The sequence below is a fragment of the Woeseia oceani genome, from assembly GCF_001677435.1.
Classification (GTDB): Bacteria; Pseudomonadota; Gammaproteobacteria; order Steroidobacterales; family Woeseiaceae; genus Woeseia; species Woeseia oceani.
Genome location: NZ_CP016268.1, coordinates 3,050,976 through 3,063,575 on the forward strand (window position 1 = coordinate 3,050,976; position 12,600 = coordinate 3,063,575).

The following is a 12,600-nucleotide window of genomic DNA, read 5'->3' on the forward strand; positions in this document are numbered from 1 at the left end:
GGCCGAAACATAAATTATCGACCAGCAGCCGCTCGACCCAGTCGAACGGTTTCAGCCGCCTTCGGGCCATAAACCAGCAAACCAAGGAAGCCCTGCTTCACGCGCATTTCCACTGACTCGGGATTGGCGGTAATGACATCAGCCATGCCAACACGTTGGCTATGCGCCAGCACTTCAAGATTAAGCTTTTCAGCCGCTTCTCTGTCGCCACCCAATGCGTTGGTGAGGCTGCCAATACCGCAGGCCAGAACGCTGTAGCCTGGCATATTGGCGATTTCTTCAAGATCGGCGAACACATCCGGGTCTTCAACCAACAGCATAGCCACAACATCACCGTCGGGGTTGGACGGAGACCAAACGTTGTAGCCCTCGAAGAATGAGATGGCCGTACGCGCTTCCTCGGCACTGCGGACGTGCGGCAGAACCACACCATCAGCGCCTAAAGCCAGCAGTTCCTTGACCCGTGCGCGCGAGACTTCAACGCCGTCCTCGGAAATCGGCGGGATGCGGACCAGCAATGCCATTGCTTCATCGGGGGTACCACTACCAAGGCCCTTGGCAACGTTTCGGGCTGACTCCAGGTCGTAGTGCTGCTCCAGATTCAAAAAGGCATAGTCCAGCAATGGATTCGCAGCCAGATCAAGTCCCGTCTGTACGGTGTAGCGAGGCGGCTCGTCCGAACGCGGTTCGCCAGGCCTGTGCATCTGCGTCACGTATTCGCCGAATGCCGCCTTGCCGGACGCCCACAGGTCAACCAGGTTAGATCGACTGCTCGTCGCTGTCGCGTCCAGTGTCCCTTCTATTTCCTGATAAATCCGCTTGATAACGTACGGCGCCTGATTGGCACTCGCAGGCCATGCCGCGTACTGTCCCCAATCCGCTTTCTGTACGGCAGCGCAGTCTTTGGTTGATACGCAAGCGTACCCGGCAGCGTGCAGACGCTTGGACTCTTTAATGACAGCAGCAATTGCCTGTTTGTAGACTTCGAGGTCGCGTTCCATGGTTACCGCATCATCAACAAAGCCGTGACCGGTTACGTACCATGCAACATCCATGGCCTGTGCTTTTTCGAGAGCGGCGAGCCATTCGCTGGGATACGCCGAGCGCATGGCCGGGAACAAGCCGCGCATGTAGATCTCGCCAAGGAACAACACTTTGCTTTTCGGCAAGTAAACAGCGAGATCGCCACCCGTGTGAGCGCGGCCCAGATTCAGAACCTGCATTTCGGTCCGGCCCAGTTTCAAAGTGCGTTCGTCGTCGACAATCTGTGCCGGACGAGTGGACGTATTCCAGAGTTTCTTCTGTGAAGCCGATGTAGAAATAAATTCAACGCCGGGATACTCCGCTTTGAACGCAGCATTGCCGCCGACATGATCAGGATGGTCTGACGCTACTACTACGTATTTGACGGGTTTGGAAGTGAGCTTCTTGATGCTTTCAATCATCAATTTCGTCTGCCAGACATCGCCTTGACCATCAGCGACCAGCACACCGTCTGAAGTTACGACGATCAGGCTGACCGTGTTGAAGACGACGCCATTGGGAAGCGGAGAGTGCAATCCCTCGTACGCGTAAACATCCCGCGCAAGCTTCTGCATACGTGGAAAATCGACGTCCTGTAAACCGCGAGCGGCGATATCAGCGGACGGAAATTCGTCGGCGCTACGCGCCAGCGACGTAAAAGAAAACAGAGCGCATGCCAGCGCTGCAAGGAAATAATGCCGACCTTTCATACCGTGCTCCAAACTTGAACAGGGCCCGTCTCGTTGAGCCTTGTTTTATATTGTTACGTACATGCCCGAGTTCTTCAGCAAGAGAGTCGGGAAGGGAGAATGCCGCGAACAGGCGCCGACAAAATCAACTGTAATCGAATTCTGACGTGTCACCTGGCATGCATTCAGATGCAAAAGTACCTGAGCTAAAAAAAAACCCGCGGCCTCGGTTGGAGGCCGCGGGTTACGTACTACGAGGCAGCTATCGCAACACGGCGCAGTGAATACGTCATGCTTTCTTGCCTCATCAAACTAAACGGTCGCTATGAATCTGTTACTTGAATTCATAGTTGATGCCAGCCCGAAGTATCCGGCCAGACCGCTCATAGAACTGCATGTTGCCTGCACCCGACCAGAAGCTCGTGGTAGCCACACGCGGTGGGTCCGTATCGAGAACGTTCTGGGCCGAGAAGAAGACCGTGCCATTGCCAATTTCATAGTTGAAGCCAAGGTCGAAATAGGTGATGGCGTCAATATGATTATCGTTAACTGTCGGATTCGCATCGGTAGCAACCGGGCAAGAGCCTGGCACACACTCAATGTAAGAGTTGTTATAAACACCAGAATCCATACCACGTGCGGTCAAAGTGACATCCAGCGGACCGTTCATATAGGTGAGCATCGTCAGGTAACGAACCTTGGACGATTCCAGACCGAAGCCTGGGCCACCAATGCTGCTGGCCGTAACACCGACACCATCAACAACCGTGGTCTGATCAATCGTATCCAGCTTGTCCACGATGGTGACCATTGCGCGGAGAGACAGATCGCCTTCCCATTCTGCGTTGAAGCTTGACAGCGGAAACAGGTAGCTCGCTTCCAGGTCATAACCCCGTGCATTCTGCGCAAGCAGATTCTGCGGCTGGGTGAGGATCCGGTCGATAAGTCCGTCGGTTCCGCGAATAACGCTGTTACAAAGAATCGCATCGCCTGCGAAGCATCGATCCAATACTTCCTGAGAACCAACCGTCAAAATAGCCTGGCTGACTTCGATGTTGTAGTAGTCAAGCGATACTGAGAACTCCGGCAACCAGGACGGCTGGTAAACAACACCGATACCTGTCGTGTCGCCTTCCTCAGGCTTAACATCGGGGTTACCGCGACCCTGGCTGATCATCTGAGTTTCGACGTTCAGGAACGGATCCGTAACTGTGCCTGTACCTGACGAACCAGCGTCAAACAGGTTGCCCAGCGTTGGAGCACGAATATCGCGTGAACGGGTTACGCGGAAACGCAGGTCGTCAGTCGGACGCCAGCTGGCACCCACTTTCCAGGTCGTAACCTGACCAGACGTGCTGTAATCAGTCCAGCGTGCTGCAGCATTGAGGTCCAGCTGCTTGGCAAATGCAACATCGTTGGCCAACGGAATGACGGTCTCAATGTTACCTTCAGTCACGTCATATTTGCCGAACGAAGGATTGTAGTTACCGCCAAGGAACGCAGCCTGTTGGTCAAGCTCACTGGAGGCGCCGCTGACTTCTTCAGTGCGGTGTGCAGCACCAAATGCCAGAGATACCGGGCCGGCCCAACTTTCAAACGGTTCGCCCGAAACGCTTGCAGATACCACTTGCTGCTCGAGAAGGATTTCCGCCCAACCGGTGCCGAAAGCGTATTCCTTGGCCGCCGGAGAGAGAACACCTGTACCCATGTTGTTATAGGCAACACAATCCGGATCGTCGTTAGACGGATCGGCATCGGCATTGATTCGGCAAACAATTTGACCAGCGCCGTTTACAACTGCATCAACAGCATTGTTGTAATACGGTGTGATCTTGTTGTTTGGCGTTGTGGTTAGAATGTCCGACTGGTTGTTGACGTAAGAAGCTTCCCAGGTCCAGGCGCTGCCTGCAGCGTCAAACTCACCTTCAATACCCAGAACGAGACGCGACATTTCGCGTTCGCCGGTGAACATAGCGTTACCGGCGTCGCCGTTCACAGTACCCATTGTGAAGGAAGTTATGCCTTCCGCCGTCATCTGTGCCTGTACTGACGGTGGAATGAACGGGTTACCTGAGTGGATGGTCACGTTGCCCAGGTTGAAAGGCAGTGCCGTACCCGGGTTGACCGACTGCGAACGACCCCATAGCAATTCACCGTAAACAGTTGTGGAATCGCTGACGTCGTAGCTGGCGCGGGTAAACACGTTGTCGCGCGTCTGCTGCAGAGCCAAACCGGTTTCGCGGTCAATTCGTGAGGTCTGCCAATCACCGCCTGACATCCAGACACCACTTACAATGTCTCCGAATTCAAACGGCAGCGGCGTACCGTTGGCCTGGAATTGCGTACCACGCAATGGGCATGCGCCGCCGCCCGGAACCGAGCAACCAACGATCAAGCCGCCACGCGTAGCAACTGAGAGCCCGGCTTCTTCGATCGTGGTGTAGAACGGCTGGGTGTTGTCTGCAGCATAAGCCGGGTTACGGATGAGCGCATAAGGCTCCTCAGTCCAGTCGCGAGGTTTGCCTTCGATGCCGGCGTCATAACCGTGTTCAAGATCGAACAGGAAATGACCACGACCACCGGCAAACGGCAGACCGCCCGTGAAAGACGCCAGGAATGTTTCCCCGTCGCCGTGGGTTGTCGTTCCCGCCTGGAGGCTGGTTTTGAAGCCAGTGTAATTCTTGTCCAGAATGAAGTTGACGACACCCGCCATTGCGTCAGAACCATAAACCGCAGATGCACCGCCGGTTACGACTTCAACGCGCTGTACCAATCCCGTAGGAAAGTTGCTGATATCAACCGCCATACCACGGCTATCGGTACCGCCGCCAAGGGCCGCACCAACGACACGTTTGCCGTCGAGCAGAACCAACGTGCGGTTGTTACCCAGACCGCGCAGATTCAGCAGGTTCGTGCCGGCCGTGCCGTCACTGACGCTGACGTTATTGCGTGCATTCTGAGAACCCTGGAAAACCGGCAATCGCTCGACAGCTTCACCGATTTGTGTCACGGGCATCTTGCCTAGCGCTTCTTCTCCAAGCACGGAGACCGGCGTTGAAGTTTCATAACCGTCACGACGAATCATGGTGCCGGTTACTGTCACTTCCTCGATTCTTTCTTCGGTATCGGACGCGTTCTGCTGCGCTACGGCCGTCCCTGCGGCAAGCAATGCCGTCAGAGTGGCGTAACGCACCACGCTACCGGCCATGGAGACTGTCGATCTCCACGGCACACCCGGTGCGCTCTTGTTGACTATCTTCATTTTCTATCATCCCCCCTATTTGGGCTCTTACGGTGTAAACATTAAAAAAGGTTTTGGCCGGCTGTCGTTAGCGACACGACGTTATAGCCTTTAATGGCAGTCGCAGCAGATAACGGGCCGGAGCAAAATTGTCGTTCCAGACAGCAGCCAAGAACGCACAGACTTCTGAGAGTCTGCGCGTTGCTCACCACGTGGTTGCCGGGAGTTCGACGCGCTAAAGGTCGATTTGAATTAGATTTTCATAATGATCTTTCATTGGCGCGGGCTCAGCTATGCTGTCCCGGGCGCCTACTTACCATTTTTTGCCACTTGATTCCAAGCCTGTGTCTCCTCGCTGGGATGCACTATGTACACCTGAGTGAGGGTCATGTTCACCGACGAGGATATGGCTGTATTGGCCCCCGTCTCCGGATCGGGGTACGCGTCTGCCAATCTTCTCAGCGCACGGTATTCCGAAGGTGACGACAGCTGGCCGTAACTCTGATGATGGGTAGCCCAATTCGTATTCAGCCGGTGAGTAAACTGGGCAACATCAGTGTAGCCCGCCATTTGACCTTGTGCCTCGTTCGCAGTCAACTTAAGCTGAAGCTGAAGATCGCGAATAAGGTGGTAACCGCCGCTGACACCCGGCTGTGACCATGGAATCTTGGCTACTTCAATCGGTTGAGTGGTCAATACGCCGTCGACGATCTTGCCTTTGACCTCATTGATAAAGCTCTGGCCCCAGCGAACATCGACACGTTGCGTGCCCCCGGAGACAAAACCCTGACCTGAAGCGTCGGTGACAAGATCATCTAGGCCGCGATAAGTGGTCACCGTCACGTCGTCGTCATTCTCAAGACTGTCTACGCCAGTCAACTCGATCATCCAGCGGGTGTAACCGTTTCCAGCCATGAAAAAGTTTTCGAAGAACCAAACGGCACCGTCGGTGCGGTAACTCGCGATACAGCCGATGGCCCGATACAACTGGTTGTCGATACCCGCTTCGCCATCCGGGCTCTGAAAATCCTCGGGGCCGACTTTGCCGTCCAGGTTCATACCGTAGGAGATATCCCCCTGAACTTCTTTAAAGGGGAAAGGCTCTGGAGTAGTCGTCGGATGAAACTGACGTCCCTCGCGCATCAGCCGGGTCTCCAGAACCGTGCGCTCTACCTTACTGTCTTCAGGGAACAGTTCGTCGAATTGCTCGCGTGGGCCACCATTGAAGCCGTCCGGGCACTCTGTCTTGCTATCTTCCGTTTCGTAGACAGCCCAGTGCCTTTCGGTCAGTACGTAACCAATTCGACCACCGTCGAGCGGTTCTGCCATAGCAGCGCCACTCAATCCCAACATGGTCAGAAAAATCGCGGAAGAAAGCACTTTGGGTGCGGTTAACGTTGCCCGCTCAGTGGTATCAGCCCGTAAATGTGCCATCAATGTCCCCTCCTGTTTGAATGACTGGTTCACCGTACTCATCGGCGGAACGCAGCACCCTGAAAATCGTCTCGCAAAACAAAGGCTTTGAAGCCGTTTCGTCGGCCAGTGAATTCACCAAAGCCATCACCGCGGGTAACACCTGGCTCAAAGTCACCACGGTAGGTGTAGACCGGCCGGCCACGGTAGGCCCAGACGTGCATTGCGCCTTCTTGCCCTGCGGTGGGGCGATGCCCGGTCATCGGGTCGATAGTCAGAACGGTCCAGAGGGGGCTCGCACTCCTGGCATCTGCCGCGGCTTCGACGTACGGGAACGTTTCCAGGCAAAGCGCCGGATCACCGTTACCGCAGATTGCCAGGCGGTAAGCCTGGGTCGAATCGGGATGATCGCAAGCAAGTTGCGCGTAGGAATCATCACGGCAGTTGTAGAGATAAATCGTCTTGCCATTGGCGTCGGCCAAGACGTGCCCGCCAAAGCCCGCATCCTGAACGGTGAATTCAGCAGGAGGCAGCACGGCCCGTTGCGTGTAAACGTTGTGCCAATTTGGCACATCGCTGCCAGCGAAGCTACGGCTCCGGGTGTCCTTATTATAAGTGTAAAGCGGCTTCCCTCGATAAGCCCACTGGTTGAAGCCGGTGGTTTGCTTAACTACCGTCCATTCCCCCTGATCGACGGCAATCTCGGGTGCCGGCACTGGCGTCCAGTCCATCAAGCATTGCTGATTGCAATTCGACTTGTTGGGTTCATCGCCATCCCAGGTGTATACCGAAAATTCGTCGTCATTCACCAGGAGTCGACCGGTAGTGCTGGAAACTACTTTAAAGCCGGATGGTACGTCGGGTGGCGGGCCTACAGGTTCACGAACCACACCACCATCTCCGCCGGACCTGATTTTCGAGCCACCGAGAACATCGCCACGTTTCTGATCAAGATGCGAGGTATACAATGGGTAGCCATCATAGGCCCACTGACCGGAACCATCGGGTCTCGGTGCCAGCGTCCACTTGCCGACTTCTTCAGCACCTTCTGCCGCCAGCACGGGCGGCCAGGATTCTGCGCAACTCAACCGATTGTCGGCATCCGGCAATAGCAGGCCGGCCGGGTACGGACTCATCAAGCCGGCACTGTGGCGAAGCTTCTCATCCGTGCACGCAGAAGGTCCGTCTTTGCGGTCACCCGTAGAGCCGTTACGCAGCGCTCCCAGCGGCCATTTGTACAGTGTCCGACCGTGTTCATCCGCGTATACCGGGCCATCCAGTGCCGTAATAACCACCTGGAAACCGGGCGGCATTTTCTCTTTGATGTAGCCTTCTTTCTCGGCACCGTCCGCCGCTTGCCAATACATGTAGTCGCTGGGCGTGCCGGTGGCCGCGTTTGCGTCAGACACAGATGACGTGCTCGCAACAAGCAGAGCAACGGCCAGTAAATTAATCACGCGCATAAAAATGACACTCCTCGTACTGCCGGACCAGCCTGCTCAGACTACAATCTCACCAATAACATCAGTGGACTTGTTGCTGAGAGTGCCCCACGAAGGCGTGTCTATACCCAAGAGTCTCAACGCTGTGTAACCCACCTGGCTCACCGAGCCGCCCTTCAAATCAACGTGCAAACCGCTCTTGGCTCTGCCACCTGCGCGGCCTGCCAGGAACACAGCCATGTCATCGATTGCATGGGTTCGTGCATAACCGACGTCCGTCGTACCCAGTATCAGGACGTTATCCAGCAACGTGCCATCACCTTCCTGTACTTTGGTGAACGCCTGGACGAAATCAGCCCATGACTCCATAGCACGACGCGTGAACCAGGACGCATGTGGCTGATAACCAAGTTCACCGTCCACTGGCTCTTCGTGCGTGCAGGTGTGGTGCGGCTTCGGATAGCCGGGCTTGATGATCGAGGAAAATGCCGCCGAATACGTCATGTTGAACACGCGTGTCTGATCGCAAGCAATGGCCATGACCATCAGTTCGGTCATCATTTGATGGCGCAGCTTGACGGCATCCGCTGACTTGTCCATGAGCGGATTAACCGGTGCTTCGTCCGGTGCAACACAGGCTTCAATCGGTTCGGGTTTGGTGAGACGGTGCTCGAACTGCTTCTCTAGCTGGCGCAAGCCAGTAAAGTATTGATCGATACGGGCGCGGTCGGCTGCACCGACTGTCTGCAACATTGAGCGCGATTGCTCCATGACACTCGACAAGATACTGCGGCGAGCAATCACCCGCGGATCGGGCTTAAAGGTAGGCGCATTCGGATCCTGGAAATCCGGCCCGAACAAACGGGTGTAGAACTGCAGCGGCGACCACTCCGGAGAGTTTGGCGTCGTCGCATTCAGGTAACTGTAGGTGTCGCGCGCATCGGCGGTCGCCGTAGCGGTTAACGAATTGAAGCGCGTCGCACTGCCAATCTGTTTGGCGACGGTTACGTCGATGGTCTCAGTCGGGACGCCATCCGCTTCGGGTGCGACACCGGTTCGCGATACTACCCAGCCCGTGTAGTGGTTGCGGTTTGGCGATGAGTCCGGAAACGCGTTGCCGTTCGTAAACATGTTGATGTGATCACGGACAGGTGCCCAGGAAGATATCTCTTCAGGCAAGTCGTAGTTCGCACCAACTTTTTTCGGTACGAAGATATCCGATGTACCGCCAAGACCATAACCCCAGGTTCCGAAGCGGACAGGCATGGGTTTTCCGGAGGCGAGCGCAGTTCCGTTGTCATTCAAGAAGTAATCGAGGAAGGGAAGTGTGACTGTCACCGCCCCACCGCTCATCATACCTTTTAGTACACGACGCCTGTCCCATCTACTCATTCTAACTCTCCTGAAAACTTCGCTTTACTGGACTTGCTTACGCAAACGTCCATACCCACCCCATCTGCCGACGCGCTAGCCATCGGCAAAGTTAAAATCAATCGGTGCTCGCGCTGGCTGTTGTAATGGCACCATCTTCAGCCGGAGCTTCACTGGGGCCCTCTTTGATCCGCGCGAAGGCATCGCTGAGTGCGACCGCCCGCAGCAACTCAGGCAATTTATAGCCCTGCTCTGCAAAACTCTGATCGAAGTAGTCCAGAACCGGGCGAGCATCAATCGCGGGCGGCCCTCCGGTACCGTAGCTATAGACACGTTGCACAAGGCATCGCGGCAGTTCCGGATTGTCACGCAACGCGTAACCCAAGCCGACTGCGCCATCAAAGTCGACGCCGTCCAAACCACCACTTGCGTCGATCGTTGCGCCGTTCTCAGTGAGACGGTAGCCGCCTGCTCCATCGAACTGCTCCAGCGACAGACCAATCGGGTCGGTGATCCTGTGGCAGCCAGCACAAGACGGGGTCTCGAGATGCGCGGCCACACGCTCACGCTGTGTCGGGTAATGCGAATCTGGATTGGCCACTACAGAGAAGTCGATTCCCGGTGGCGGCTCCGGCACTGTCTGACACAAGAACAACTCGCGCAATGCCTGGCCTCGCAGCGTTACTGAACTGCGTCCGGGATGCGCGTGCAATGACAGGAAACTGACTTGCGTGAGCAGACCCGCACGCGGACTGTCTTCCGGGAAAGTGTACGGAGCCCAACCAGGCTGAGCCGGCACCCGGTAAACAATTGCCAGAGCAGGTGACATGAATGTAGAGCGCGTTGTAAACAAGTCGCGATAGTCACCTTTCTTCACAAGCAGGTGATCAGTCACGGTACGCAGCGTTTCTTCCCGCGCGTCCTCGGCCGTAACGCCGGTGAACTGCGGGTAGATGGTGGCATCCTTGGCAAGAGTCTTCACTTCTTCGAACGCGAACATGTCGTCGAAAAAGGCGCGCATACCGTCAACTAGCCGCGGACTTGCCAACATGCGGTCAACGGTGGCCTCAAGACCCTTGTCGGTCATCAGCTCACCACTTTCAGCCGCCGCCAGCAATTTGTCATCCGGGCCGGCGTTCCAGAGGAAAAAGCTCAGCCGTGAAGCCAGCGAATAAGCGTCCAGACGAAGTTTGCCGGGATTCTCAGGATCGGGCTCAGCCGTTTCGACGACAAACAATCCTTCCGGGCTGATCAGCATGCCTTCGAGGGCGATTTCGAGGCCCGCATAAAAGTCTTCCAGCTGCGTAGCCGTGGCGCCTGCTTGCTCTACGTACATTGCGACTTCGTCGTCAGTCAGTTCGCGGCGGAACAACAAACGGCCTGTCTTCGTCAGAAACTGTGTTGCACACGCGTCATCCGGGCCATCCAATAGCTCGGGCTTGCAAGGAATCAGATAATTGCGGTTGGTAGCATCCACCACCTGGCTGGCCACACTGGCAGCAACACCTTGAATTTCCTGCAACTGCGCACTACTGACGCCGGCGATGGCCGCACTGTTCGCAAGCAACCCTTCCAGGCGAGCTACGGGAGAAAATTCCACACTCAGGTCAACGCCAGGTCCAAAAACATAGCCCAGGGAATTGCGGTACTGTTCCGCGGTAACGAGACTGGTAATTGCGTATGTACCCGAACTCTCGGGCTCTGGCGTCGAACAGCCAACAAGTGCGTACAAGGCCAGCAGACCCATAGTGCCGCCGCGAATCGCGTTGACAAAATGTCGCTTGATCCTCGGGGTTGATCGTTCTGTAACCAAACTCATTTTACTGCTTCCCCCCCGGTCACCCGGAATTGCGCTGAACTGGTAATCGGTTTCCCGCGTAATTAATACGCCGCCGATATAGGCGAGCCAGGATTCTTTTCGTGCCACTGCACGAAAACCATTACCGGATAGAATGTGTCACGGTTTTCACCACATTTCAACTATTTACTGTATCACTAATTTGTGGTTGCTGCGGCACCGTCGGTGACGTATCGGAAAGCGCGCATTATGGACTACTCTGAATGTTTTGGCGCGCAATGAGATGCGCGCCAAAACCCTTTTGACAAAGTGTAAACAATGCAAACGGCCTGACAACGGGAAAAGGCGATTGCCCCATCAGGGTATGCCTGTGTTGCCCCGGTTCTTGGCAACGCAGTGCGATGTTGCCGCGCTTGTTTGTGGTTTTTTGCAGCGACCAAACAGAGTGTGTGTACGCGCAGTTCCAGCACCGGTGCACTCAGTCTTCAGTCGGGGCAATTGCGAACGGCTATTGCGAGCGTGAACTTTACGTCGCCATCAACTCTTGCCAGCACCGCAAACCGGACGCGCTACGCGCTCAACGGTCCAGGCCACCGAAGCGTTCGTAGAACTCCGGCATAGGAGGCGGTAGCGGGCTGTCGGCCGTTTCCATCGTCGCGCTCAGGTATTCATCTGCTGCAGCGTGCACTCTTTGGTACAAATCCCGGCAGAGCTGATAGGCCTGCAGGCCATGCCAATGTTTGGGTAGCAATTCAGCCGGCAAAATCGGGTCTCGCAAAAGTAACTTGCGGTACTCCTGAAGCAACAGCGTTCGAATTTGAAATGCTATGCACGGTTCGATCGTGCGTGCTTTACGCACCGCGGCTAATACGGGCAAGAAGCGCTCGGAAAACACCTCGTATCGAGCTTCAATATCGGCGAGATTCCAGCTATCGCGCACAAAATTAATAAGGACGTCGTTGCGTTGCGATTCAGTCGCGCGCGCACGCATGACGACGACTTCATTGGCGACACGGAGCCGCACAAGCATTGTTTCCAGGTCCTCAATATCCGGTGCCGGGCGCGCCATAACATCGACCGATACCGGGCCAAAGCCCAGCCACGACAATTCTTTTCGAACAGCATCACGCTGCTCCGACGGCACGGCTCCGGTCAGCACAAGACACCACTCGCCCGACCAACTCTGCCGGGGTTCACCATAAATCCGTTGCGTGGCCTCGTGAAAGCGCTCTGCACCTTCGTCCGTCAGCTGGTAGTAACTGCGTCGACCGATCTGATCCGCCACCAGCCAGCCGTCCTTCGCGAGTCGGTACATAGACGTCCGCACCAAGCGTTCGCTGATCCCGAAGTCGGCCAGCACCCGAATCAAACTGCCAATCCAGACAGTACCACCGCGCGGCGCTATGGCGTCGCCGTACAATGTGATGATGAGGGAGCCGGCGCGCTGCACCGGGCGAGAACGGAACTCGTCGACGAGAGCACGTGCGGCGGCATTTAGCGACATGGGGACATTCGCAATGACTGCACATGACCGTGTATTTGTGACATTCGAATTCTCCGCACGTATTCCATTTTTGCCCGTTAGGGCCTTGCGATGGCCAGGCCAGAGAGAACTCGTCCGTT

Annotated in this window: 7 protein-coding genes; all 7 read right to left on the reverse strand. The window is 55.8% G+C overall.

Translation table 11 applies throughout. The annotated features are described in order from the left end of the window. Window positions 1-14: 14 nt before the first annotated feature. The 7 genes from BA177_RS13840 to paaX all read right to left on the reverse strand — a co-directional run bounded on the left by BA177_RS13840 (window position 15) and on the right by paaX (window position 12,481). Complete coding sequence (locus BA177_RS13840; RefSeq protein ID WP_068617157.1) at window positions 15-1,733, reverse strand: MBL fold metallo-hydrolase; 1,719 nt, start codon at window positions 1,731-1,733, stop codon at window positions 15-17. A gap of 313 nt (window positions 1,734-2,046) precedes the next feature. Continuing rightward, window positions 2,047-4,974: a TonB-dependent receptor domain-containing protein gene (locus tag BA177_RS13845; protein ID WP_082990119.1), complete on the reverse strand. Its 2,928-nt coding sequence runs from the start codon at window positions 4,972-4,974 to the stop codon at window positions 2,047-2,049. A 288-nt stretch (window positions 4,975-5,262) separates the two neighbouring features. Beyond that, the gene (locus tag BA177_RS13850) at window positions 5,263-6,429 is read right to left on the reverse strand and encodes a hypothetical protein (protein ID WP_197493060.1); all 1,167 of its coding nucleotides are present in this window, start codon (window positions 6,427-6,429) and stop codon (window positions 5,263-5,265) included. Beyond that, entirely contained in the window at window positions 6,426-7,829 is a 1,404-nt protein-coding gene (locus BA177_RS13855; protein ID WP_082990120.1) for a COG4315 family predicted lipoprotein, read from the reverse strand. The genes BA177_RS13850 and BA177_RS13855 overlap by 4 nt, the downstream gene beginning before the upstream one ends. Before the next feature lie 36 nt (window positions 7,830-7,865). After that, window positions 7,866-9,200, reverse strand: coding sequence for a DUF1552 domain-containing protein (locus BA177_RS13860; RefSeq protein ID WP_068617161.1), 1,335 nt, complete (start codon window positions 9,198-9,200; stop codon window positions 7,866-7,868). Between the two features lie 97 nt (window positions 9,201-9,297). Continuing rightward, complete coding sequence (locus BA177_RS13865) at window positions 9,298-10,998, reverse strand: DUF1592 domain-containing protein (RefSeq protein WP_197493062.1); 1,701 nt, start codon at window positions 10,996-10,998, stop codon at window positions 9,298-9,300. Window positions 10,999-11,554: 556 nt separating this feature from the next. After that, window positions 11,555-12,481, reverse strand: coding sequence for a phenylacetic acid degradation operon negative regulatory protein PaaX (paaX, locus tag BA177_RS13870; protein ID WP_068617164.1), 927 nt, complete (start codon window positions 12,479-12,481; stop codon window positions 11,555-11,557). Window positions 12,482-12,600: the final 119 nt, after the last annotated feature.

Excerpts from the sequence above, each read along its gene's own strand:
- paaX (WP_068617164.1), bottom strand. The coding sequence starts at position 12,481 with ATGTCGCTAAATGCCGCCGCACGTGCTCTCGTCGACGAGTTCCGTTCT.
- BA177_RS13840 (WP_068617157.1), bottom strand. The coding sequence starts at position 1,733 with ATGAAAGGTCGGCATTATTTCCTTGCAGCGCTGGCATGCGCTCTGTTT.
- BA177_RS13860 (WP_068617161.1), bottom strand. The coding sequence starts at position 9,200 with ATGAGTAGATGGGACAGGCGTCGTGTACTAAAAGGTATGATGAGCGGT.
- BA177_RS13845 (WP_082990119.1), bottom strand. The coding sequence starts at position 4,974 with ATGAAGATAGTCAACAAGAGCGCACCGGGTGTGCCGTGGAGATCGACA.
- BA177_RS13855 (WP_082990120.1), bottom strand. The coding sequence starts at position 7,829 with ATGCGCGTGATTAATTTACTGGCCGTTGCTCTGCTTGTTGCGAGCACG.
- BA177_RS13850 (WP_197493060.1), bottom strand. The coding sequence starts at position 6,429 with ATGAGTACGGTGAACCAGTCATTCAAACAGGAGGGGACATTGATGGCA.
- BA177_RS13865 (WP_197493062.1), bottom strand. The coding sequence starts at position 10,998 with ATGAGTTTGGTTACAGAACGATCAACCCCGAGGATCAAGCGACATTTT.